The sequence below is a fragment of the Marinobacter excellens LAMA 842 genome (assembly GCF_001574445.1).
Lineage (GTDB): Bacteria > Pseudomonadota > Gammaproteobacteria > Pseudomonadales > Oleiphilaceae > Marinobacter > Marinobacter shengliensis.
Map to the genome: position 1 here is coordinate 33,085 of NZ_LOCO01000022.1, position 22,695 is coordinate 55,779.

The window sequence follows — 22,695 nt, forward strand, 5'->3', positions numbered from 1 at the left end:
TGCCATGCGCTGTATGCTGACACTGTTTATCTCGCTGCTCATTCTGTCTGGTTGTCAGCAGTCTTCGGAACCGCCCCCAGAGGCCCGCGCCCCTATCCCCTGGGTAAAAACAGTTGAACTAAAGGACGCCGGCCCAACAACGCACAGATTTTCAGGAACCCTGCGAGGCCGCCACGAAGTTCCTCAGGCCTTTCAGATCGCCGGTCGGATTCAACATCGTTACATTGATGCCGGTCAACGCGTGGAAAAAGGCGACTTACTGTTCAAACTCGATACACGAGACCTTGTAGCAACGGCGGAGGGAGCCGCCGCGGATCTGAAGCGTGCAGAAGCGGCCCTGGCAATTACCACCAATGAGCTCCAGCGCCAACAGCAACTTGTGGGGCGTCAGTTTGTCAGCGAACAAACCCTGCAACGCCTTGAATTGGCAGAGCGTGAGGCGCGCAGCCAGGTGCAAACGGCTTCTGCACGCAATCAGCAGGCTCAGAATGCCCTGGGGTATGCGGAACTGAAAGCCGCCCATGCAGGCGTGGTCACTGAGGTCATCGTTGAACCCGGCCAGGTTGTGGGTGTCGGTCAAACCCTTGCCGTTCTGGCCGAAGATCAATCGCTGGAAGTCGAGGTTTTTTTGCCAGAGGGCAGTAGCCCGCCCAGGCGCGGTTATGTTCCTTTACCCAATGGCGAACAGCTTGCTGTGAGCCTGAGAGAGATTGCCGGGGCTGCCGACCCGGCAAGCCGGAGCTGGCGTGCCCGATACAGCCTGGAGGGGCCCTACCCCTCATCTTTAACCCTGGGTTCGGTGGTGAGTGTCCAGTTAGCACAGAAGCAAACCGCGCCCAGCCATCGCGTACCGCTGGGTGCCCTCGATGAGAGAGGGCAAACGCCGCAGGTCTGGTTGGTCTCCGATGGCACGGTGAAGCCCCTTGCGGTCGAGGTGATCGATCTGGGTGAAGAGTATGCGCAGATCAAGGCCGATATCAACGCGGGAACGCCCATCGTCGCGTTGGGGACACACCTGCTCACGCCTGGCATGGCGGTGCGGGAGCTGGCTCAATGAGCTTACCGAATCTTTCCGCGCTGGCAGTGCGCGAGCGTTCGGTCACCCTCTTTTTTCTTTTGCTGTCCGTTGTTGCCGGTTTCTACGCGTTCTCCTCCCTTGGTAGGGCGGAAGACCCTGCGTTCACCGTCCGGGCGATGGTGGTTTCTGTCGTCTGGCCAGGAGCAACCCCTGAGGTGCTGCAGAATCAGGTCGTGGATCGTCTGGAAAAGCGAGTTCAGGAGGTGGCGTATACCGATACCATTGAAACAACCATCCGGCCCGGGCAGGCCGCCATGGTTATCCGATTCCAGGATTCTACGCCCAGCGAAAAAGTGCCGGACCTCTTCTATCAAGTCCGCAAACGCATGCTCGATGAGAGGCCCAATCTGCCCCGGGGTGTGATCGGCCCCATCGTCAACGATGATTTCGCGGATGTGTATTTCTCCCTGCTGGCGCTGACGGCACCCGGGATGCCAATGCGTGAACTGACCCGAGAGGCAGAATCGATACGGGATCGCTTGCAACGGCTGCCCGGCTTGCAAAAAGCACAGCTCCTGGCGGAGCGTCCTGAGCGGGTGTATCTCGAATTTGATCAGGACCGGCTCAACAACCTCGGTTTGTCGGCAGAAGAGGTGTTGCAGGCGATAGAGGCCAACAACCGTCTTCAGCCTCTTGGCTTTGTTGATCTTGCCGGCCCGCGGGTTTATGTCCGCAGCAACATCGACCTGTCTGACCTTGAGCGCCTCACCTCAGTACCTCTGCGTATCGGAGACCAGCTTATCACCGTGTCTGATCTGGCCGAGGTGCGTTTAGGTTATGAAGATCCTTTGAGCTACATCGTCCGCTCCAACGGTGAGGATGCGATCCTGTTAGGTGTCGTCATGCGCGCGGGTGAAAATGGCCTGGAGTTTGGTGAGCGGCTGCGCGAGTTTGTCAGTGCCGAACAGGGCAGGCTGCCGCTGGGAATGTCAATACAGACCCTGACCGATCAGGCGGAAGCCATCACTCAGGCGGTTGATCTTTTTCAGGTCAAGTTTCTGGTTGCGTTGGTCGTGGTGATGGGGGTTAGCATACTGGCGATCGGTCTGCGCGCGGGTTTGGTGGTGGGCATTGCGATTCCTGTGACCCTCGGCCTGACTTTCTTGTTGATGAAAATGGCGGGCATAAACCTGGACCGCATCACCCTGGGTGCGTTGATTATCGCACTGGGTCTGTTAGTGGACGATGCGATCATCGCCATTGAAATGATGATTGTGAAGATGGAGAGCGGCTGGGACCGGGTACGGGCAGCCAGTCATGCCTGGAGCGTAACAGCCGCGCCCATGCTGTTTGGAACGCTGGTGACGGTGGCCGGATTTGTTCCCATCGGATTTGCCCAGTCCGGAGTGGGAGAATACACCGGCAACATCTTCTGGGTGCTCGCTTTTTCGTTGTTGATTTCCTGGGTGGTGGCGGTAACTTTTACGCCTTATCTGGGCGTCAAGCTCTTGCCCGATTACACCGGGCATACGGGCCAGGACCTCTACCAAAGCGCGTTTTATCAGCGGTTGCGTAGAGTGATCACAGCGTGTGTACAGTACCGGAAAACCGTCGTTTTTATCACAGTGGGTTTGCTGGCGATCAGTGCTTTCGGGATGGCAACCCAGGTGCAGAAGCAATTTTTCCCCAGTTCTGATCGCCCCGAAGTTCTGATCAGTGTCTACGCTCCGCAGGGGAGCGCTATTGCCACCACGGATCAAAGTGTCAGACGCCTGGAAGCGATTCTGATGGACATGCCGGAGGTGAAAAGCCTTTCCGCTTACATCGGTGCCGGTGCACCCCGATTCTTCGTATCGGCCAACCCCGAGCAGCCGGACCCGGCATTTGCCAAGTTGATTGCCATTGGGCAGGACGTTGAAGGGCGCGATCGCATCATCTCGGCGCTGGAAACCAGAATCGCGGCGGGTGAATTTCCGGAGGCACGAGTGCGGGTGACGCGTTTGCTGTACGGTCCCCCGGTGGTCTGGCCGGTCAGTTTTCGTGTGCTGGGTCCGGAATCCGATCAACTCAGAGAGATCGCGCACCAGATCCGCACTCTCATGACCGGGCATCCGAATATCGTCATGCCGCATCTCGAATGGGATGAGCGTGTGCCCACTCTCTATCTTGATATGGACCCGGAAAACCTGGGTTGGATGGGCCTGACCCCGGCGGAAGTTGCCCGGCAACTGCAGTTCCAACTCCGCGGAGTGGCCGTCACCGAACTGCGCCAGGGCATAAGGAGCGTTCAACTGGTGGCGCGTAATGCCCGTGGCGAAGTGATCATGCCGGAAGATCTTGAGATCAAAACCCGCGACGGCCGCAAACTTTCCGTACAGCAACTGGGCAAGTGGCAGGTTCGTTACGAGGACCCCGTCATAAAGCGTTACAACCGTGACCCCTTCCTGGCCGTTCAGGCCGATGTAGAAGGTGCCCAGCCACCGGATGTTACCAAGGAGATATGGAGTGCGATGACGGGCCTGCGCGAACAGTTGCCGGAGGGTTACCGTATTGAAATCGGCGGTACGGTGGAACAATCAGCCAAAGCCAATGCTTCAATCCAGACATTACAACCGGTGATGTTGGCGTTGATGCTGATCTTTATCATGCTTCAGATGCGTTCCTTTATCGGCACATTGACTGTTCTTGCCACCGCGCCACTGGGTCTGATCGGGGCTGTGCTGGCTTTGCTGCTGTTTAATCAACCCTTTGGCTTTACCGCGCTGCTGGGGCTGATTGGCCTGGGCGGCATCCTGATGCGAAATACCATGATTCTGACGCAGCAGGTGCAGGACAACTTCAAAGCAAGGATGGCTGCCCGGGAAGCCGTTGTCGAGGCGGCAGTCCAGCGTGCCCGACCCGTGGTACTCACCGCCCTGGCGGCCGTTCTGGCGTTTGTTCCTCTGACCTTTGACCTGTTCTGGGGGCCGCTGGCTTATGTCCTTATCGGTGGCGTGGCGGTCGGCACTCTGATCACGCTATTGTTTGTGCCGGCGCTTTATGCTCTTTGGTTTCGCTTACAGATGGAAGATTGAGGTAGGTTTGAATGAGCGCCAATTTTGTTAGCAATTACATTTCACTTAAGTCTTCCAGGAAGGTGATTGAGTTCTGAAATAACCCTTAGACACGACCTGTTTTGCCGCCAACACCAGAACCGGTAAAGTCAGGTGTTGAAGCAGCCAGGAGAGTCGTCGAAGTGGCCAGTAGGCACGGACGTCTAAGTTTTGACAGCATTAACGGTTTTTCCAGCATAGCGGCTGCGCCGTCGGGGCGCAGCACGATGTGAAGGTTGGGTTGGGTTGGGTCGGTTTTGGAATCAGGACTCGGTAGAGTTTCGGTACCCGGCCATCATTGCCATCATCCAGCCCGGGTACTCCTCGGGCAGGCGGCTGACTTCATCCAGGGCTATCAGTTCATCGTCGGACAAGCGGATTTGGGCCGCGCGGATATTGTCCCTGAGCTGCTCGGGCCGCTTGGCGCCAACGATGATGCTGGTCACAGGCTTCTGGTGTAGCAGCCATGACAGGGCAATCTGTGCCACATTGACCGGTTCGCCGTCGATCTGTTTGCCATCGGCAATCTCCCGCATAACCTTGATGACTTCGCTGCCCCGCTCGCGGTTGACGGGTGGAAAGTCAAACTTGGCGCGCCGGTTTTCTTCGGAAACGTCCGGCCCCTCGTATTTACCGGACAGGTAACCCCCGGCCAGTGGGCTCCACACCATCAGACCAACGTTCTCAGATTTCAGCATCGGAATAATATCCCGCTCCAGATCGCGACCTACGAGGGTGTAGTAGGCTTGCATGGATATGATCGGGCACAGGTTGCGGGCCCGGGTGATGCCGATGGCTTTCATCACTTGCCAGGCGGCCCAGTTGGACAGGCCCACGTAACGCACATGGCCTTGCTGCACCAGGGTGTTCAGTGCCTCCAGAGTTTCCTCGATCGGCGTGGCCGGGTCAAAACCGTGGATCTGGTACAGGTCAATATAATCCGTTTGCAGGCGCGCCAGGCTCGCCTTGCATTCGCTCATTATATGGCCGCGGGAAGCACCACGGGCATTGGGGCTTGCGCCCATGGGGCCGAGCACCTTGGTCGCCAGCACCACATCTTCGCGGCGAACGCCGAGATTCTTCAGGGACTGGCCGACGATGCGCTCACTGGCGCCGAAACCATAGATGTTGGCGGTATCGATAAAGTTGACCCCCGCCTCCAGGGCGATCTTCACGAGTTCGTCGGCCTGTTCCTGCTGCAACTGGCCGATCAGGCCCCAGATGTCCTCATCGCCGCCGAAGGTCATGGTGCCCAGGCACAGTTCGGATACGAACAGCCCCGAGTTGCCCAGCGACTTGTAGCCTGGACGATTGTCTCCATCGAACAGTGGTAAACTCTCAGTTGCCATGTTGCACCTCATCATGCTTTTCGGTTGGTGTTCCAGAATTCACTGTAAATACTGCCGGTTTCGGTTTGTTTGCACTCGCTTGTGTTACTGGGTGAAGATGGCCTTGTAGAAACGCATGGTGCCATCCCAGGAACGGCTGGCAGCCTCTTCATCATAACCAACCGGCATGCCGAACTCCTCGGCGATCTTGTCGGCGCCTGGGTTGGTGAATGAGTGCAGTACTCCGGGAAAGCTCACCAGTGTCAGGTCGACTTCGGCATCCTGCATCTCCTTGACCAGGCCCGCGACCTGATCCGAGGGGACCAGCTTGTCGGCACCGCCGGTGTACACCTGGATCCTGGCTTTCACGGACTCGGGTTCAGCCGTGAGGGGGCTGCCGAGCGCGCCGTGGAAGCTGACAACGCCGTCCAGATCGACGCCCATGCGCGCCATGTTGAGAACCACGGCGCCGCCAAAACAATAACCCTGTGCCGCAATTCGGGACGCATCAACACTTTCGTGGTTCTTCAGGATGTCCATCGCCTTCATGAAGCGCGCCTTGACCTGACTCATGTCCCGAGTGGCTTCCTGCATGAACTTCTGGGCGGTATCGGGATGGTCGGCTTGTTTGCCAGAGCCATACATATCCAGCGCAAACGCCGTATAGCCGGCCGAGGCAAGTCGTTCTGCCTGATTCCGGGCAAATTCATTGTGCCCCCACCATTCATGGACCACCAGAACCCCCGGACGCTTTTGCCCGAATTCATCATCCCAGGCCATGTAGCCGGTGAAGGTCTCGTCGCCGACTTGATACTCGATGGTTCTGGTTTGCGTTTCTGCCAGTACCTGCGTACTTGCAACAGTGAGTGACAGCGTGGCTGCTGCCAGTGCTGTTTTCAGGGTGCTCATCATCTGTTTGCTCCTTTTCGCTCGTTATGAGTCAATTTGCGTAGCGATTCTGTACATCAAAGCGCGATTCCTGTCCCGTCGTTACTGGCAGCGGGCGCGCAGCAGTCGCGTTGCGGCATCAAACACGGCGAGGTCTTCTTCGGTGCGCGCGGCAAGGTGGGCCCCTTCCAGCATCGCCAGGGTCGCCTGCGCTTCATCGGCGGGACCCAGGATGGCCGAGACGGATCCATCCCTTTGTCCCAGTTCAAACGTTGCCGTAATCCACTGCAGAACCATTGCGCGAACGGCGCCGACTCTGGCAATAACGGTGTCGGACAGGCTTTCGCGGCAGGTCGAAAAGGCAACGCACAGACACACGGTCTGGCCATCATGCAACGCCCCGCGGTACAGGGCAATGAGTGCCTTGAGGCGCGCGCCAGCGCTGGCATGGGCTGCGTCTATCTCGGTCAGACCCTGCTGCAGACTGGTCTGATAGCGCTCGATCAAGGCTTCGGAGAGCTTCGCCTTGGTGGGGAAATGATAATGGATCGAGGCCTTTCGAATGCCGATGGCCTCGGCCAGATCCGCGTAGCTGAACCCGTCAAAGCCCCGTGACCGGACGGTGTGCTCGGCAAGATCCATCAGGGCTGTTCTGGTATCACGGTTCATGGTTGTTCACCTGTCTGCCTTTTCAATCCCGCTATTGCCGGGCTTATACCCTCGGTGCCCCGGCAAATCGCAGGTGCCCCGTTTTCATCCAGATCTTGGCGCCGTCGTCCCCGGCCGTCACGGACAACCTGTGTCCTTCAGGGAGGCGCAGCCAGTCATGCCTGGCCAGCACCTCGCCATCCCTGATAGCCGAACCTTCGACCACCAGCAGTTCGATTCCGCCGGGCGCCTCAGAGGTCAGTGTCGCCCCCGCATCGAGCTGGCTGTAGGTCACGATCTCACGATCGTCCTCATGCAGCTTTGCGGTGGCAACGCCGCCCACTGGGGCGCCCAGCTCGGCCTCCATATTCTTGCTGAACTGGGTGCGGTCGGCCAGGTCGAACTGCCACAGTTTCACAAATATCGTACAGCCCGTTTCAGAGCCCGGAATATGTGACGTGGTTGGGGGGTTGCGCACGTAGGTGCCAGCAGGGAAGTCACCGTGCTCGTCCTGGAACACGCCATCGAGTACGATGAATTCTTCTCCACCGGTATGGGTATGCGCCGAGAAATGACTGCCCGGCGCATAACGCACGATGGTCGTGGCGCGGGCAACTTCGTCCCCGATCCGGTCCAGCATGCGCCGCTCCACCCCTTTCATGGGCGAGGGCTGCCATTCAATCTGGTCGGAATGCATAACCACCGGTTTGGAGAAATCTGCATTAATCTCCATGATATTCCTCCCTTTTGTGCCCTTCATGTTTTCAGCGCTTGCATTAAATCCGAAGGTTTCGGATTACCCGGCAATTGAAGGACGGGCTGCGACTTTTGCGCGCCAGGCCTGGAGATTGGTCAGAGACTCGGGAATGTCAACCTTCGCGAAATCCGCAAACCCCAGGCCGGCAAAGGCGGTGATGTCTGCGACCGAGAAGCTGTCGCCTGCGAGAAACTCGTTGTCCGCCAGAACGCTGTCAAGGTAGGCCATGGTTGCGCTGGCAATTTCTTTCTGTTTATTACCCCACTCAGCGCATTGCCAGGTTTCCAGATCCGGACCAAGCCCCGGGGTCGCGTGGTGGAAATAGGCACCCACGGCGTTCATCAGACCGTTTTCTGCCCGCAGATTCATCATTGCGATACGGGCACGCTCCGCTGGGGTTGTACCCATAAGGGACGGACCATCAAAGACGCCGTCGATATATTCGGTGATGGCATTGCACTGGGCGATGCAGGTGCCGTCGTCAAGTTCCAGCATGGGCACGGTGGCATCCGGGTTTTTCGTCTTGAACGCCTCGGAACGGTGCTCGCCGCCCATGACATCGACCGGGACGAATTCCACCTGGTTTGTTGCGCCTTTTTCTGCCAGAGCGATGCGAACGCGGAGCGGGTTCGGGAAGCCTTCGATATCGTAGATTTTCATTGATTGCCTCTGTTGGTCATTAAACATGCGCCAATTAATCTACCTATTAGTAGGTAGATGTGCAAGAGGCAATTTGATTGTTCTGCTTTTCTTTGCGCTGTTGACAAGACATTCCAAACGCCAAGAACAGCCCGGGCCTTCTTGCAGTACATAGCCAAACCAAAAAGCCAGCTTCTCAGTTAGACGATTTGATAAATATCGAAGTGTTTTTGTTGAAAGAAGCGTGTGCGAAAGAGCAGCCGTGAATGTTCGCTTATGTTTAACAGCAGGAACAAGCGCCACCACATCCCGTAAGCAACGGTCAAAACCGACCTTTCTATATTGCCCAAGAAACTGACAGTGTTCCAAAGCTGAAGTTGTCTTTATGGCGCTCGTCTTCGCTGGTCGAGGCACGCAATGTGACCGCGGCCAGCAGGTGATCCCACTGCCAGGTAGCACCCAGACCAAGCTGACCAATCAGCGGCCCTTTGTCGAAACGGTAAGCCCCGGCATTGTCATCGATGTAGGAATAGCCTACATACTCCAGCCCCAGCCCCACATATACTGACCAGCTACTGCCTGAATCCTTGAACGAGCCCGGCAAAGCGATGGTTGAGGATGTACCAGCGTAGTCCGGCACAAAATTTATAGGAAGGTGTCTGCCAAGCTGCCAGACCAACCCGGTTTTAGCGGAAGTCCGAAAACTCGACAGTAGTCCGGATCCAACCACCGACACACGCTGTTCAATGTTGCCGCCCTGCCCGAGTTGCAGGAGTTTTCGGCCATGCGCAGCCTGTATGCCACCCACCACATCGGTTCCAAGCTGATTCCCCCACCCTTGCGGCTTGTCGCTTCCAGTGGCTTCGTGCACCCATTTCTGAACCGACTCGGCACCGCTTTCGGGCCCAATAACGCCAATGTGAGCACCAAAGCCGGTAATCGTATCGGCGTTCCAGCTCCAGAGAGTGCCGCTGAGCGACAGGTGGCCGGCATAGGGAATGTCGTCGAACTGCGGACCTTCAACCGTAATATCTTCAGGCGTAACCATGAATTGCCGCAAACTCAGGCTTACCGCCTGCTTTGAATCAGCAGTTCCAATACCTGGCAGAAAGCGCAGCTCATCACGCAGAATCCGGGCAAATCTTGCCGACTTTCCATCGTTCTCGTCAGCGGTGTCCGTCAGATACGAAAAGCGTACCCCGTTTGTATAGCCGCGATCGGTTCCGGTAAGCAGGTCGTTATCCCAGGACAGGTTCACGACTTCAGCCTTCAGGCTGGTTGGGAAAACACTAATGACGAAAAACAGCAGGAGGGCACATCCGCAGCGACAACTCAAATCCAGTCTCTCCGGTTGATACAAGAGTTAACAAGCATGGCCTATGTCGAGTCATACCGTTACAACGGCCACTCAATCAGATGTGCAGACTAAGTCGCTTTCCCTCGCTTTTCTAGCTCCCTCCCATCGACGCAGTCAGCTTTCCGGATTAACGTGCCGCCGGACGAGATAAGAACACCCGATTACTTGGAAAAGTTCAGCTGTAGTCAATCGACCTGACAGGTACTGGCTCTTTAGCTATTGGTAGTCTGAACGCTACACTAATCGCCCCGAGTGTCAGCTATGTGGTTGCCGAATCCCCCCGTTACTCTTGATAACCTCTGATGCGGCCAACCTTGACTGTTAACGAGTGCCGATGGGTGATACTCTCTCGCAAAATATAGCTTTCTACAGGCGGACTCTCGGACTACCCCGCTCGACAACTGTCCAATTTCGGACAGTTAAAACCAGACATTTTTTCTGAGCTTGAAGTTCGCATAGTAAACTGTGAAACTGGAAAATAAGCAGTTGGAGCAGCGGTCATTCTGTCCTGTTAGAGCCATCTCTAACCTGACAAGTGTGTGCCCAAACCTGGGATAAATCGTGTAACTAGCGGTGTTAAAAGAATTTTTTTGAGCTTCCGCCCGACCTGCAAGTTACTGACGAACAACGATTTAGACCCACCGACCTCACTCCAAACCGCCCCCAATCGGCGCCCTCCGGAGGCAGAGGTCAGAGGTTCGAATCCTCTCGGGCGCGCCATATTCCATGAAAAAGCCCACCTCGCGTGGGCTTTTTCATGGAACTCTGGTTCACCCGAGGGCAGATGCAGAACCTCCGTTCGACAAACTGCGCCAGCAGTTTGGGCGCCGCAGTGCAGCGAAGGCGGGGCAAAGCCCCGGAAGATCGCCCTCAGGCGATCTGGAGTCTATCCTTCCCTGACACACCCCTCTCTCGCTTTACCATTCCGCTCTACGTCAAAACGACGCAAGCCGGTGACTGGATTATGAGCTCAAAGCCAAGCAGCCAAAAGCATGTATTCCACTCAGGAACCGGTGGTTAGAGAAAATCTGCAAACTCCCGAAGCTTCGAAACTGTTTGGGGTAACTGCTGCTTTTGCAGCGTTGCCAGAAAAGTATCGACACTGAGTGACGGCTTCTTCAGCGCTGCCCGCTGCGCCTGAAAAGCACGGCAACATAGGGTCGGCGCCATGTCAATCTGATAGAGAATAAAATCGTCAGGGTGAATCACTTCGATATCGTACTGGCGAAGCGACGGATCAGGAAAATCCTTGAGGTTGAAAGTAACGATGGCGTTGGCGTTGCAACGGATGGCGGCGGCCAGCACATGGCGATCATCCGGGTCCGGCAGATCCAGCCCCTCAATCAGCGGTTCGTAGCCGTACACTTTTGCATCGCGCACATGCCGATCCATAAGTTCCCTCACCCGCAACAAGCTCTCGGGGGAATGCTTCTTTGCCCTCAGCAGCGCGTTGATCCACTCATCGTGTATGTGGTCCGTCCAATGTGCTTTGAACAAGTCTGTCAATGCCAGCCGCATCAGCGCATCTCTCAAGGGTGCGGGATACAGCACGCAGGCATCATAAACAACGGTGAATTTACTCATTCCCTGTCAGTATCCCATTCCCTCGTCCTGGGAGAGTTCAGCCAATTCATCCAGTGTGGCCTGACGTTGACGATCGACCTGTTCCTTGTAGCTCAAGACATCTTGCAGCTTGACCCGCCGATGCGCACCTACCTTCCGGAAGGGTATATCACCCGCCTCCAGCACCTTCACGAGAAAGGGGCGGCTGACGTTCAAGAGGTTAGCCGCATCCTGTGTACTGATTTCCTGGTGATATGGGATCAGGCTGATGGCATTGCCTTGTGAAACCTCTGCCAGAACGTCCAGCAGAATTTGCAGCACATGCCCGGGCAGCACCAGTTCGTCAGTCTCGCCGTTGCTGCCACGGAGTGAAAGCTGTACTCGATCCACGTCCGCATACTTAGACAAGGTGCGACTGGAGAGCTTGGCCTGTTCCACCTCTGCCGCCGTCGGCAAATGTACAATTTTCTGAGCAGACATCGCAGCCCCCTGATATTAAAACGATAACCATCTGAAGGCATATTATGCCGCTCAAACGAAACAAACGAAATAAACGAAATAGACGATTCCGCTATAACCAGATGCAAACTCTGACCAAGTTCATTGGAATTGCGCATGTTTTCATGGCTGCAAGTCTTGAAAAGATCCGTTTGAGTTAAGGAAGTACGGAGTGACTGAAGATCAGATGGAACTACAATGCCTGCAATGGTTCGCCGAAGATGGCTGAGAGATCGTCCGACAATCTGCTTCAAGCATTATAAACCACCCACCCTAACTCACTGATGTCATACCCCCCCAACGCCTCCGCCCGCTGGCCAAAGCGCTCGCATCGGGCGAACGCCAGCAAGCGCTGCATGGCGGGCTCAAAGTAGTGGCGCCGGCGCATGGCGAGATCAAAATGCTCCTGCTGCAGAGGAATAAACGCCAAGCCCTGGCGGCGTGCTGCCGCTTCGATGCCCAGCCCGATGTCCGCCTCGCCCTGGCGAATGGCCAGCGCCAGGTCGTCCTCGCTGAGTGACGGGTGAACAGCCCATCTGAGTTGTTTCGCGTCAATACGGTGGCGAGCGAGTAAGCTCTGGAGCAAATGGCTGACGCCGGCATCGGGCTGGCGATGGGCAACCCGGATGCCGGGGCGGGCGATGTCCTCTAGCCGCACCAATTGGTGAGGGTTATCGGCGGCCAGTAGAAGCCCCTGCTGACGTTTTGCCCAGCGGATCAGCACCAGGTCGCGCATGCCGCTCAGGCCCAGGGTGGCCGGGTCGTTGTAACACTGGCTGTCTTCGTGCCAGATATGCATACCGGCGAGCATGGCACGCCCGTCAACCAACCTCTGCACACCATCGCCGCTCCCCTGGCACAGCAACGCCAGTTCCGCGCCACTTTCCTTAACCGCCCATTCCAGCAGCGGGTCCTGACTGCCCGCCAGAACGGGCGGGATCGGCGTGCTGACGGCGTCGTCACCCTCCAGGTGGTTCATCAACCACAGATCCAACCGCTGGCGCGGGAAGAGAAGCTTGCCTGTCACCCGGACACAGGGAATCACGCCCTGGCTGACCAGGTCGTAAACCTTGCGCTCTTTGAGCCGCAAATACTCGGCGGCCTCAGCGGTGGTGAGATAAGCAGGAAGAGGCATCATTTTCTCCAGCTGCGCGGGAAAGCACAGGACTGTTTCAGGCTGCATGAATTCCGGGAGGCTGTGCAAAGCGTAGTTAAAAACGCCACGATGCTCAAATAATAAGGAGACGCAGCAGTGGAAAATAATGCGTTCTATGTGGCGTTGTCGTTGCTGTTAAGCCTCGACGCCTCGCTCATCCAGATCGTCGCGCTCTCGCTACAGGTGTCGCTTCTGGCCGTGCTGATTGCAGCGGTGCTGGGGTTTCCGCTTGGCGCTGCAGTGGCGCTGTGGCGCTTCCCGGGACGCGGCGCCATGGTCGTGGTGCTAAACGCACTCATGGGGCTGCCGCCGGTGGTGGCCGGGCTGATGGTGTATTTGCTGCTTTCCCGCGCCGGGCCGCTCGGTGAGTGGGGACTTCTGTTTACACCCGGCGCCATGGTGATCGCCCAGGTGGTGCTGGTGTTGCCCATCCTGGCGGCGCTCTCACGCCAGAAAGTGGAAGAGATGCTGGGCGAGTACCGGGAACAGTTCGTGTCTCTCGGGATGTCTCGGGCACGCATGATGCCCACCCTGCTTTGGGATGCCCGTTTTGCGCTTTTGACGGTCCTGCTCGCCGGGTTTGGCCGGGCCAGTGCCGAAGTAGGTGCGGTGATGATGGTTGGCGGCAATATTGATGGAGTCACCCGGGTCATGACCACCGCCATTGTGCTGGAAACTGGCAAAGGCAATCTGCCCCTGGCGCTCGGGCTCGGCATTGTGCTTTTGACGCTGGTCATGCTGATCAACGCCGGCGCCTATCTTGTGGGTGAACTGAGCAGGAGGCGGACAGGATGACCTCACTGAACACCCCCCTCTTTTCCAGATCCGTTCTGCTTCCACCACCGGCCCTGTGCTTTCAGGGTGTGGCCTTCCATCACGAGGAAAAGACGTTACTGGGCCCCTGTTCCTTCACCCTGGACGGCCCCGGCCCTACCCTGGTGATGGGCCCCAACGGCGCCGGCAAAAGCCTGCTGTTGAGACTGGCCCACGGGCTGCTATCGCCAACCCAAGGCCGGATTATGTGGTCGGATGAAGGCACCCCCCGCCAGGCCATGGTGTTCCAGCAACCGGTGCTTCTGCGCCGCTCGGCGGTGGCCAATCTGAGGCACGCGCTGGCGGTCAACAAGGTTCCCCGTCGGGCACGGGCGAAACTGGCACTGGATGCCCTCGAGCGCTTCGGCCTGTCGGCCTGCGCTCACACACCCGCACGGGTGCTTTCGGGTGGCCAGCAACAGCGCCTTGCGTTGGCGCGGGCCTGGGTGCTCTCGCCGCAGGTGCTGTTTCTTGACGAACCCACCTCGGCGCTTGACCCGGCCGCGATCAAGGCTGTCGAGGCCGCCGTGCTGGATTTTCACCAGCGAGGCACACGCATTGTGATGACCACCCACGATCTACATCAGGCCCGCCGGCTAGCCGGTGACGTTCTGTTCCTGTCTGGTGGAAAAGTGCGCGAACACACGGCGGCTGACGCCTTCTTCAGCAAACCCGTATCCCCCGAGGCGAAGGCGTTTGTTACCGGAGAGCTTGTGGAATAGCTCCGCCTCAAAACTTTGACATGAAGTGACCCGAAAAACACTCCCAACGCATGGAAGGAAAAACAAAATGAAAAAGACCCTGAATCTGCTGTTTGCAAGTGTGATGGCGATGGGCATGTCGCTCAGTGCGCACGCCGAGGAATACATCATTCTCGCTTCCACCACCTCGACGGAAAACTCGGGGCTGTTCGACTCTATTCTGCCCAAATTCAAAAACGCCAGCGGCATCGACGTGCGGGTTGTGGCCGTGGGCACCGGACAGGCCTTTGAGCTTGCCCGCCGCGGCGACGCCGACAGTCTGCTGGTGCACGACACCACCGGCGAACAGCGATTTATTGACAACGGACATGCCACCGGGCGGGCGGATGTGATGTACAACGACTTTGTTCTGATTGGTCCAGCAAGCGACCCCGCCAATGTCCGCAACGCCAGAACCGCCGCCGAGGCCTTCGCGGCCATCGCCAATGCCCGGGCCCCGTTCACATCACGGGGTGATGACAGTGGCACCAACCGCGCCGAGTTGCGCCTTTGGGAAAACGCCGGTGTTGAGCCCGATGGCGACTGGTACCGGGAGCTTGGCAGCGGCATGGGGCCAACGCTCAACACCGCCGCGGCTATGGACGCCTACGTGATGTCGGATCGCGCCACCTGGGTAGCGTTCGGCAACCGCCAGAACCTGACCCTGCTGTTTGAAGGCGACAACGTGCTGTTCAACCAGTACGGCAGCTTGTTGCTCTCGGAACAGAAACACCCCCACCTCAAACACGATCTGGCCCGTCAGTGGCACAACTGGCTGATTTCCAAAGAGGGACAGCAAGCGATTGCTGACTTTAAAGTGAATGGACAACAGCTGTTTTTCCCGAATGCCAAATAGGCTAATCTCTGGCTATGTCCGCAGATAATGCGGTATGCGGAATCCCTGAGCGAGCCAGAATAACAATGACGATCGATTCCATACTTCCAGACCCGAAAGACCCTCGACTGTCCCGGGCAGTCGAGGGTGTTGATGAAACTGGTCAACCCAAGTCCATCAGTGTTATCGAAGAGCGCCCCCTGACCATCTACCTGAATAGTCAGGAGATCGTCACCGCCATGACCATTGGCGATCACCCGGAATACCTGGCCCTGGGTTTCCTGTTGAATCAGGGCATGCTGAAAGAGACCGATCAGGTTACCGGGATTGATTTCGACGAGGAGCTGGAAGTGGCCGTGGTACGCACGGCCGGCATCACGGATGTTGAGGAGAAACTGGAAAAGAAAACCCGAACCTCCGGCTGCGCCGTGGGCACGGTGTTTGGTGACATGATGGCAGGGCTGGACGGGCTTTCGCTGCCAGACACCCCGGTACACACCAGTACCTTTTACGACCTGTCCTACCAGATCAACCACACCCCCAGCCTTTACATGGAAACCGGCGCCATCCATGGCACCGCGCTGTGCCAGGGCCGCAGGATTCTGGCGTACATGGAAGATGTCGGGCGCCATAACGCGGTCGACAAGATCGCTGGCTGGATGCATCAGAACAAAGTGCCCGCGGCCGATAAGGTGCTCTACACCACCGGCCGTTTAACCTCCGAAATGGTGATCAAAACGTCCCTGATGGGCATCCCGACCCTGATCAGCCGGTCCGGTTTCACCGCCTGGGGCGTGGATATTGCCCGGCAAGTGGGGCTAACCCTGATCGGTCGGATGCGGGGCAAGAAATTCACCTGCCTCAGTGGCCAGCACCGCCTGGTGTTTGACCAGGACCTGTCTCAGGTTCCGGATGAGGACAAGAAAATGCGTCGTAAAGGGGCTGAGCATGACTGAGTGCGCCGTGATTCTGGCCGGGGGCCAGGCCAACCGTATGGGTGGTGGCGATAAAGGCCGGTTGATGCTGGGGAGTCATTCCCTGATTCATCGGGTTATCGAGCGGATAACACCGCAGGTAGACGCCGTGGTACTGAATGCCAATGGCGACCTTTCCCGGTTCGATGATCTGGGGTTACCGGTGGTTGCCGACTCCATACCGGACTATGCCGGCCCCCTGGCCGGCATTCTGGCGGGCATGGACTGGGCGGCGGAACAGGGCCATGAGTGGCTGATCAGCGTGGCGGCGGATACCCCATCGTTCCCCCTGAACATGGTAGAGCGCCTGTCCGCATCTGGCGCCCCGGTGGTGCTGGCAGCCACCCCGGACCCGGAACGGGGGCGGATTCCCCAGCCCACCTTTGGCCGCTGGCAAGTCGCGCTGCGGCATGACCTGAGAGCCGCCCTGAACGACGGCGTGCGCAAGATTCGCCAATGGACGCTGGCCAAGGGTGAAACCCTGGTGATGTTCGAGGAGGCCGACTTCTTCAACATCAATACACCGGAAGACCTGGCTTGGGCGGAGCAGCATCTGACGTGAACGTGATAGGTATCGTAGGCTGGAAGAATTCGGGCAAGACCACCCTGGCCAGCGCCGTGATTCACGAGTTGTCCAGCAGAGGTTTGACCGTTAACGCCATCAAACACGCCCATCACCTGGTGGACATAGACCAACCCGGAACCGACAGCTACAAGCACCGGGAGGCTGGCGCTCAGGAAGTCATCCTCGCGGGCGGCCAACGCTTTGCGATCATGCACGAACTCCGGGGCGCCCGCGAGCCAACCCTGGATGAGTTGCTGGCCAGGCTGGGCCCCTGCGACTGGGTCGTGGTTGAGGGATTCAAAACCAACGCCCATCCCAAAATTGAAGTTCACCGGCAGGACAGCTCCCACGCCCCCCTGTACCCGCAGGACCCAAGCATTGTGGCGGTGGCGGCAGACTATGCCGCGGATTTCCCGGGCCCGGTCTTCGACATCAACGATGTCACCGGCATCACTGACTTTATTCTGAAGCGTGAACAACCATGAGCAACGCCGCCAATAACGGGAGCCCCACGAAACCGCTCCGTAACGACTGCTTTGCCCTGCCTCCCGGGGTGAACTGGACACCGGTGGACGAAGCGCTGGCGCGGCTGCGTTCCCGCCTGCACCCGGTGGTGGGAGTGGATCAAGACATTCCGCTGGCTCAGCTCAACGGCCGGATACTGGCCAAGGATGTCTACGCCCCCAGAGCCCACCCCCCAAGCTGCAATTCCGCCGTCGATGGCTATGCCCTTGCCGGCCCTCTAACCGAGGTCCCTTGTGTGCTGCCACTGGTCGATGGCCGCAGTGCGGCCGGTGAACCTTACACCGGGCAGGTTCCCGAGGGGCACGCCATCCGCATACTGACCGGCGCGGTGATGCCGGCAGGCACAGACACCGTAGTGCTGGAAGAAGACTGCGAGGTCATTGATGGCCAGCTGCACCTGAACGGCACGTTAAAGGCGGGTGCCAACCGGCGCAAAGCCGGCGAGGATATTCAGGCACAGGATTGCATTCTGACCGCCGGTACCCGGCTGACACCTACCCAAATTTCGGTACTCGCCAGTGTCGGTATCGAATCGGTGGATGTTTACCAGCGGCTGCGTGTTGGCGTGCTGTCGACAGGAGACGAAGTAAAGCCCGTCGGTGCCCCGGTGACCGACTGGCAGATTTACGACGCCAACCGCCCGATGCTCAGCGCCATGGTGACGCAACTGGGCTATGAACTGGTCGACCTGGGCCATGCGCTGGACCGGGCTGAGGACGTTAAAGCCGCACTGGAGCGCGGTGCGGACCAATGCGACTTGATCCTCACCAGCGGCGGCGTTTCCGCCGGGGATGAAGACCATGTCTCGAAAACCCTGAAAGCCCACGGTGACATCAGCAACTGGCGCATTGCCATCAAACCGGGCCGCCCCCTGGCGCTGGCCATGTTCAAGGGCACACCGGTGGTGGGTCTGCCGGGCAACCCGGTGGCGGCCTGGGTCTGCGCATTGCGCTTTGGGGTTCCGGCCATGGCACTGCTGGCCGGGGGTGAGTGGTTTGAACCAACGAGTTACCTGATTCCCGCCAACTTTTCCAAGAACAAAAAACCGGGGCGCAGTGAGATGTTGCGGGCACGGGTGCGGGACGGGCAGGTTGAAGTGTTTGGTTCCGAAGGCTCCGGGCGGGTGACCGGCCTGGCCTGGTCTGAAGGTCTGGTGGAGCTGGACGAGAGCGCCCAGGAGATCGAGCCGGGAACGCCCGTTCGCTTTATACCTTATGGCAGCTTCGGGCTGTAATCACTCGACGCTGCCGTGCACGGCGAAGGCTTCCAGTGAGGCATCCTGCGGGGCCCGGGAACGGTAGGTTTCCTCAACCCCCAGTTCGGTCAGGGTTCGGCTGACCATCAGCAGGGTGTTGTCCTCGAAGTCCTCACACATGCTGCGCATCTGGTCGATTTCTTCGCAAGCCACGGGGTAGGCCGCCTCTATGTCTGGCGCCCCGTATTGCTCGACAAAGGTTTGCGCCAGGGTCCGGCGCAACTGTTCCAGCTCGGTTTCGGTAATGTCACAGACACCCACGAAACTGGCGCGGCCACCGGACTCAATGCTGTACCAACCATTACTGAAGGCCTGCCGGGCTTTGCCCTTCAGCTCCACCTCGGTCCAGTTGGAGAACTCGAATCCGCCCGAAATAGCCCATTCGCCGCTCGGCGCCGGATTCTCGAACACATTGTCATCAGACACATCCAGTCGCAGGGTTCGGGCCAGTTTCATAGGTGCTCCGCGAATTCAATCAGGCTTACGGCTTCCGTCATCACATCTTCCCGTAACAGCATCCGGCCTTTGTCATCCAGGCCGACGAAGAGCCCCGGTCGCGGGTAGTCGATCTGCATGCCAAGGGTGTCGCAACGTGGCCGCCAGTCGGCATGTATGCGCTCGAACCCGCTGTCCAGAAAGTAGGTTAGCCATAGCAAAGTGTGCTTTGACCAGCTTTCAAGAAGCGCCATGGGGGTGATATCAACACAGCCTTCCTCATACAGGCAGGTTTTGTCTGGATTGTCACCGGGCTCGTTACCAGCCATGGTGAACGGCACATGAATCCCGATCACCAGCCAGTTCGGATATGCCTTCGGATCAGACACGTCCGCGGCAAAGCGAACACCGCCGCACACGGCACCATTCACCTTGATACGATCCGGCCACTGGAAATGAACCGGCACCTCTGGCGGCGCCAGCGCACCCAGGCTCTCAGCCAAGCCGATCTGGGCCACGTAGACAGCCTGAATGGCCTCTTCCAGTGGCGTTTCCGGTGCCAACACAAGCGCGGCACGCAAGGTATCCTCCCCTTGCGAGTAGAAGATGGTGCCAGAATCGACCCCGGCGATGGCACGGCTGACCGCCTTGTCAAAAGGGTCGGTATGCTTGGGCACCACCTCGCCCGTCAGCAGTGGCGGAAACTGGGGAGATTGGTTCATAACACAGCCCGGGCATACACATCAGAGGCCATAATTTCATCGGCGATTCGCTGGAACGCCCTGGCCTGGGGACTTTCCGGCTTCGACACCACAATCGGCACACCGCCGTCGGATCCGACCCGGATATCCAGGTCCAGCGGGATTTCGCCCAGGAAAGGCGCCCCAAGCTTTTCCGCTTCCGCCCTGGCGCCGCCAGAGCCGAAGGGATGATGTTCTTTGCCACAACCGTCACAGACGAACGAGGCCATGTTCTCGATCAGGCCAAACAGTGGCACATCCATGCGGTTGAACATGTCGATGCCCTTGCGCGCGTCCATCAGGGCAATGTCCTGGGGCGTCGACACCACAACCGCGCCGGCCACAAAGAACTTCTGGCTAAGCGTCATCTGGACATCGCCGGTGCCGGGGGGCAGATCCACCAGCAACACGTCCAGCCTGCCCCAGTCCACCTGATTCATCATCTGTTCCAGGGCCCCCATCAGCATCGGCCCACGCCACACGATCGCTTCGTCTTCCGTGGTCATCAGGCCCAGCGACATCAGCGTTACGCCATGATTGCGCAAGGGCAGAATGGTGTGCCCGTCCGGGCTGGAAGGGCGGCCGGAAACCCCCAGCATACGGGGCTGGCTGGGCCCGTAGACGTCTGCATCAAGCAGCCCCACTTTGAGTCCCTTCGATGCCAGTGCCACCGCCAGGTTGGAGGCCACGGTGGATTTGCCAACACCGCCCTTGCCCGAGGCAATGGCGATAATCCGGCTGATGCCTCTCGGATTCTTGTCCTGCGGCCGGGGCGCATCGGTTCCGATCAGATTGCTTTTGTCGGCGTTAACGTATTGAACCATACAATGTCCCGATCAGATTTAGTGGTCGCGATAGTCATCACTGGTGCGAACCCGGGGGCGCTCACCGCTGGCCATGGGCGCACTGTCGCCATGGAACTGGGCCTTTACCCGGCAATCGTCACACATCTTGATGAGCTGGACGTTGTCAGACTTGGTGTACATCCAGTGTTGGTTTTCCAGCTTCTCAACAATCCGGTTAATGGTGCTGGCAACACCAAAGGGTTTACCACACTGGATACATTCGAAGGGATCTTCACCGTGCAGGGCACGGGCGCTCAGTGCCGCCTTGGACAGATCCAGCTGTGGCTTCAGAGTGATGGCGGTTTCCGGACAGGTGCTTTCGCAGACACCGCACTGCACACAGGCGTTCTCGGTGAACTGAACTTCCGGTCTGTCCGGGTGATCGCCAAGCGCACCGGTCGGGCACAGGGATACACAGGCAAGGCACAACGTGCACTTGTCTGAATCAATTTCGATGGCGCCGTAGGGCGCGCCCGCCGGCAGGGGGATGGGCGCCTCAATTTTATCTGCCATCGCGGTGGCGGCAACTCTGGTGATATCCCGGCGGCCGCCCACCAGCAACACAGGTTCACTCAGGCGGCCGGCATTGTCACCAGCTTCGCCGAGGTGCTCAGCCGCAATAACCCGAATCCGGCTGGGGGAATTGTGGGTACCCACCAGCATGGCTTGGGCCAGTTCCACTTCGGCAGCGACAGCCCGCCGATCCAGTTCGCTGTCGGCCAGCATCAGCACTTCTGCATAGCCCGCACCAAAGGCCGCCAGTATCTCTGCATGGCCTATGCGGTCAATCTGTTCCAGGCCAAACGGAATCAGGTCATCCGCCAGCCCGTCGTGATACCTGGCCAGGTAGGCAATGGCCTCGGCGCCCGCACCCAGGGAATGAAACACCAGCCGTGGTGCCTCGCCCGCGTGCTCCCGGTAGGTCCTGGCCATCACGTCGAGCGCTTTGGTAATCGACTCAAAGGGGGTTTCGTTCATGGTGATGGCGGAGGTCGGGCAAACCGCCGCACAAGTCCCGCAACCGGCGCAGATGTCGGAATCGATCTGAATGTGATCGCCCGCGGAAAATATCGCCTCCGTGGAGCAGACGTCCAGGCAACGGGTACAACCGGGCTGGTTCGCCCGCGAGTGGGCGCACAGGGATTCTTCCAGCCGGAAATACACGGTTTTCTCAAACTCACCCACCCGCTCTCTGGCGGTCAGGGCAATGCGCTCCAGCTCACCGCTTTTGGCAGGATCCGCCCAGAAGTAGCCGTTGCGCTTCTGGTAGTGGGGAAATGCCGGGGCACCGCCCCGCAAATCAATGAAAATGTCGCACTCACTGCGGGCCGTGGTCTTGGCGTCGCCATAAGCCGGTGCACCCCGGCCCGCAGGATTCAGCATCTGCAGCTGGGAAAATTCCAGCTTGAAGTTACCGAGTGCGCCCTTGGCCGCGGTCAGTTTACCCCTGGCCAGGTCGTACCTGGCGGAGGGTAACTGGACAGGGCCCGAATCACTCACAACGCAGGTAACGCCAAGCTCATCCTGCACCAGTTCAGCCATCCGGATGGCCTGGTCGGTTGGGCCAACGATACAGCATACGCCACTGGACTGAATGAGCTTTGCCGGTGCCATGGCTGCCGGCAGCTGCGCCCCGGCCATCAACGCGGCCTGCTTGGCATGCAGGCGTTTGGGATCGGCATCCGGCGCGCTCCAGCCGGCACGGTCCCGGATATCGATGGTGCTCAACGGTGCGGACTGGCCCACTTCCGCTTGCACATCCTCTCCCAGGCGCTCGAATAATGCCGCTTGCTGGCCGCAGGCAATGAGCACTTCACCAGCACCGCTCAGGTGTTCGGCAGCCGTAGCCATGTCCTTGCCACACAATTCATCCACAACAATCACCTGCCCGGCCGCCGAAGCCGCTTTCAGCGCCTCGGGACTGACGGCCTGCGTTTTTTCGCAGGTGCATAACAGAAGGGTTTTAGTTGGCGTCATCAGGAAAATTACTCTTTTCGTTATTTTTGTACGTATTGATTTCAACC

22 protein-coding genes are annotated in these 22,695 nt (G+C 58.5%); 9 read left to right on the forward strand and 13 right to left on the reverse strand.

Annotated elements, in window-relative coordinates; all coding sequences use genetic code 11:
- Window positions 1–13: 13 nt before the first annotated feature.
- Entirely contained in the window at window positions 14–1,057 is a 1,044-nt protein-coding gene (locus J122_RS15855; protein ID WP_227510245.1) for an efflux RND transporter periplasmic adaptor subunit, read from the forward strand.
- Window positions 1,054–4,092, forward strand: a complete 3,039-nt coding sequence (locus J122_RS15860; protein WP_058091239.1) for an efflux RND transporter permease subunit — start codon at window positions 1,054–1,056, stop codon at window positions 4,090–4,092. Before J122_RS15855 ends, J122_RS15860 begins: the two co-directional genes overlap by 4 nt.
- Window positions 4,093–4,373: 281 nt before the next feature.
- On the opposite strand, the gene J122_RS15865 is transcribed toward J122_RS15860, so the two are convergent.
- From J122_RS15865 to J122_RS15905, 9 genes are all read right to left on the reverse strand, one after another.
- On the reverse strand, window positions 4,374–5,459 hold the full coding sequence (locus tag J122_RS15865; RefSeq protein WP_058091238.1) for an aldo/keto reductase: 1,086 nt from the start codon (window positions 5,457–5,459) through the stop codon (window positions 4,374–4,376).
- Window positions 5,460–5,543: 84 nt separating this feature from the next.
- Window positions 5,544–6,350 carry a dienelactone hydrolase family protein gene (locus J122_RS15870; RefSeq protein ID WP_008170335.1) on the reverse strand — a complete coding sequence of 269 codons (807 nt, stop codon included), beginning with the start codon at window positions 6,348–6,350 and terminating at the stop codon, window positions 5,544–5,546.
- A gap of 78 nt (window positions 6,351–6,428) precedes the next feature.
- Complete coding sequence (locus J122_RS15875; RefSeq protein ID WP_008170337.1) at window positions 6,429–6,995, reverse strand: TetR/AcrR family transcriptional regulator; 567 nt, start codon at window positions 6,993–6,995, stop codon at window positions 6,429–6,431.
- Window positions 6,996–7,038: 43 nt separating this feature from the next.
- A complete protein-coding gene (locus J122_RS15880) occupies window positions 7,039–7,707 on the reverse strand; it encodes a cupin domain-containing protein (protein ID WP_008170339.1) in 669 nt (222 codons plus the stop codon).
- Window positions 7,708–7,770: 63 nt separating this feature from the next.
- On the reverse strand, window positions 7,771–8,391 hold the full coding sequence (locus J122_RS15885; RefSeq protein WP_041654905.1) for a glutathione S-transferase family protein: 621 nt from the start codon (window positions 8,389–8,391) through the stop codon (window positions 7,771–7,773).
- 316 nt (window positions 8,392–8,707) lie between these two features.
- Entirely contained in the window at window positions 8,708–9,706 is a 999-nt protein-coding gene (locus J122_RS15890; RefSeq protein WP_058091237.1) for a lipid A deacylase LpxR family protein, read from the reverse strand.
- A 1,038-nt stretch (window positions 9,707–10,744) separates the two neighbouring features.
- Window positions 10,745–11,311, reverse strand: a complete 567-nt coding sequence (locus J122_RS15895; RefSeq protein WP_061333152.1) for a putative toxin-antitoxin system toxin component, PIN family — start codon at window positions 11,309–11,311, stop codon at window positions 10,745–10,747.
- A 6-nt stretch (window positions 11,312–11,317) separates the two neighbouring features.
- Window positions 11,318–11,770 (reverse strand): excisionase family DNA-binding protein, encoded by a 453-nt coding sequence (locus tag J122_RS15900; protein ID WP_061333153.1) that lies wholly within the window; start codon window positions 11,768–11,770, stop codon window positions 11,318–11,320.
- Between the two features lie 268 nt (window positions 11,771–12,038).
- A complete protein-coding gene (locus J122_RS15905; protein WP_061333173.1) occupies window positions 12,039–12,923 on the reverse strand; it encodes a helix-turn-helix transcriptional regulator in 885 nt (294 codons plus the stop codon).
- Window positions 12,924–13,040: 117 nt separating this feature from the next.
- Here J122_RS15905 and J122_RS15910 point away from each other — a divergent pair, with 117 nt between their 5' ends.
- From J122_RS15910 to J122_RS15940, 7 genes are all read left to right on the forward strand, one after another.
- The gene (locus tag J122_RS15910) at window positions 13,041–13,739 is read left to right on the forward strand and encodes an ABC transporter permease (protein WP_061333154.1); all 699 of its coding nucleotides are present in this window, start codon (window positions 13,041–13,043) and stop codon (window positions 13,737–13,739) included.
- On the forward strand, window positions 13,736–14,479 hold the full coding sequence (locus J122_RS15915; protein ID WP_061333155.1) for an ATP-binding cassette domain-containing protein: 744 nt from the start codon (window positions 13,736–13,738) through the stop codon (window positions 14,477–14,479). The genes J122_RS15910 and J122_RS15915 overlap by 4 nt, the downstream gene beginning before the upstream one ends.
- A 67-nt stretch (window positions 14,480–14,546) precedes the next feature.
- Window positions 14,547–15,353, forward strand: coding sequence for a substrate-binding domain-containing protein (locus tag J122_RS15920; RefSeq protein ID WP_061333156.1), 807 nt, complete (start codon window positions 14,547–14,549; stop codon window positions 15,351–15,353).
- Between the two features lie 65 nt (window positions 15,354–15,418).
- Window positions 15,419–16,288, forward strand: a complete 870-nt coding sequence (locus tag J122_RS15925; protein ID WP_061333157.1) for a formate dehydrogenase accessory sulfurtransferase FdhD — start codon at window positions 15,419–15,421, stop codon at window positions 16,286–16,288.
- A complete protein-coding gene (gene mobA / locus J122_RS15930) occupies window positions 16,281–16,868 on the forward strand; it encodes a molybdenum cofactor guanylyltransferase MobA (RefSeq protein WP_061333158.1) in 588 nt (195 codons plus the stop codon). The genes J122_RS15925 and mobA overlap by 8 nt, the downstream gene beginning before the upstream one ends.
- Window positions 16,865–17,356 carry a molybdopterin-guanine dinucleotide biosynthesis protein B gene (gene mobB / locus J122_RS15935; protein ID WP_061333159.1) on the forward strand — a complete coding sequence of 164 codons (492 nt, stop codon included), beginning with the start codon at window positions 16,865–16,867 and terminating at the stop codon, window positions 17,354–17,356. Before mobA ends, mobB begins: the two co-directional genes overlap by 4 nt.
- Window positions 17,353–18,630, forward strand: a complete 1,278-nt coding sequence (locus J122_RS15940; RefSeq protein ID WP_061333160.1) for a molybdopterin-binding protein — start codon at window positions 17,353–17,355, stop codon at window positions 18,628–18,630. Before mobB ends, J122_RS15940 begins: the two co-directional genes overlap by 4 nt.
- Here the strand turns inward: J122_RS15940 and J122_RS15945 are convergent, their stop codons facing one another.
- The 4 genes from J122_RS15945 to J122_RS15960 are packed head-to-tail and all read right to left on the reverse strand — an operon-like array spanning window position 18,631 to window position 22,648.
- Entirely contained in the window at window positions 18,631–19,107 is a 477-nt protein-coding gene (locus J122_RS15945; RefSeq protein ID WP_061333161.1) for a DUF6505 family protein, read from the reverse strand. It abuts the gene before it with no gap.
- Window positions 19,104–19,808, reverse strand: coding sequence for a biotin/lipoate--protein ligase family protein (locus J122_RS15950; RefSeq protein WP_061333162.1), 705 nt, complete (start codon window positions 19,806–19,808; stop codon window positions 19,104–19,106). Before J122_RS15950 ends, J122_RS15945 begins: the two co-directional genes overlap by 4 nt.
- Complete coding sequence (locus J122_RS15955) at window positions 19,805–20,650, reverse strand: Mrp/NBP35 family ATP-binding protein (protein WP_082780612.1); 846 nt, start codon at window positions 20,648–20,650, stop codon at window positions 19,805–19,807. Before J122_RS15955 ends, J122_RS15950 begins: the two co-directional genes overlap by 4 nt.
- A gap of 18 nt (window positions 20,651–20,668) precedes the next feature.
- On the reverse strand, window positions 20,669–22,648 hold the full coding sequence (locus J122_RS15960) for a 4Fe-4S binding protein (RefSeq protein WP_061333163.1): 1,980 nt from the start codon (window positions 22,646–22,648) through the stop codon (window positions 20,669–20,671).
- Window positions 22,649–22,695 lie beyond the last annotated feature (47 nt).

Excerpts from the sequence above, each read along its gene's own strand:
- mobA (WP_061333158.1), top strand. The coding sequence starts at position 16,281 with ATGACTGAGTGCGCCGTGATTCTGGCCGGGGGCCAGGCCAACCGTATG.
- J122_RS15945 (WP_061333161.1), bottom strand. The coding sequence starts at position 19,107 with ATGAAACTGGCCCGAACCCTGCGACTGGATGTGTCTGATGACAATGTG.
- J122_RS15960 (WP_061333163.1), bottom strand. The coding sequence starts at position 22,648 with ATGACGCCAACTAAAACCCTTCTGTTATGCACCTGCGAAAAAACGCAG.
- J122_RS15925 (WP_061333157.1), top strand. The coding sequence starts at position 15,419 with ATGACGATCGATTCCATACTTCCAGACCCGAAAGACCCTCGACTGTCC.
- J122_RS15915 (WP_061333155.1), top strand. The coding sequence starts at position 13,736 with ATGACCTCACTGAACACCCCCCTCTTTTCCAGATCCGTTCTGCTTCCA.
- J122_RS15875 (WP_008170337.1), bottom strand. The coding sequence starts at position 6,995 with ATGAACCGTGATACCAGAACAGCCCTGATGGATCTTGCCGAGCACACC.
- J122_RS15885 (WP_041654905.1), bottom strand. The coding sequence starts at position 8,391 with ATGAAAATCTACGATATCGAAGGCTTCCCGAACCCGCTCCGCGTTCGC.
- J122_RS15880 (WP_008170339.1), bottom strand. The coding sequence starts at position 7,707 with ATGGAGATTAATGCAGATTTCTCCAAACCGGTGGTTATGCATTCCGAC.
- J122_RS15955 (WP_082780612.1), bottom strand. The coding sequence starts at position 20,650 with ATGGTTCAATACGTTAACGCCGACAAAAGCAATCTGATCGGAACCGAT.
- J122_RS15900 (WP_061333153.1), bottom strand. The coding sequence starts at position 11,770 with ATGTCTGCTCAGAAAATTGTACATTTGCCGACGGCGGCAGAGGTGGAA.
- J122_RS15905 (WP_061333173.1), bottom strand. The coding sequence starts at position 12,923 with ATGCCTCTTCCTGCTTATCTCACCACCGCTGAGGCCGCCGAGTATTTG.
- J122_RS15940 (WP_061333160.1), top strand. The coding sequence starts at position 17,353 with ATGAGCAACGCCGCCAATAACGGGAGCCCCACGAAACCGCTCCGTAAC.
- J122_RS15870 (WP_008170335.1), bottom strand. The coding sequence starts at position 6,350 with ATGATGAGCACCCTGAAAACAGCACTGGCAGCAGCCACGCTGTCACTC.
- J122_RS15895 (WP_061333152.1), bottom strand. The coding sequence starts at position 11,311 with ATGAGTAAATTCACCGTTGTTTATGATGCCTGCGTGCTGTATCCCGCA.
- J122_RS15920 (WP_061333156.1), top strand. The coding sequence starts at position 14,547 with ATGAAAAAGACCCTGAATCTGCTGTTTGCAAGTGTGATGGCGATGGGC.
- J122_RS15860 (WP_058091239.1), top strand. The coding sequence starts at position 1,054 with ATGAGCTTACCGAATCTTTCCGCGCTGGCAGTGCGCGAGCGTTCGGTC.
- J122_RS15855 (WP_227510245.1), top strand. The coding sequence starts at position 14 with ATGCTGACACTGTTTATCTCGCTGCTCATTCTGTCTGGTTGTCAGCAG.
- J122_RS15865 (WP_058091238.1), bottom strand. The coding sequence starts at position 5,459 with ATGGCAACTGAGAGTTTACCACTGTTCGATGGAGACAATCGTCCAGGC.
- J122_RS15950 (WP_061333162.1), bottom strand. The coding sequence starts at position 19,808 with ATGAACCAATCTCCCCAGTTTCCGCCACTGCTGACGGGCGAGGTGGTG.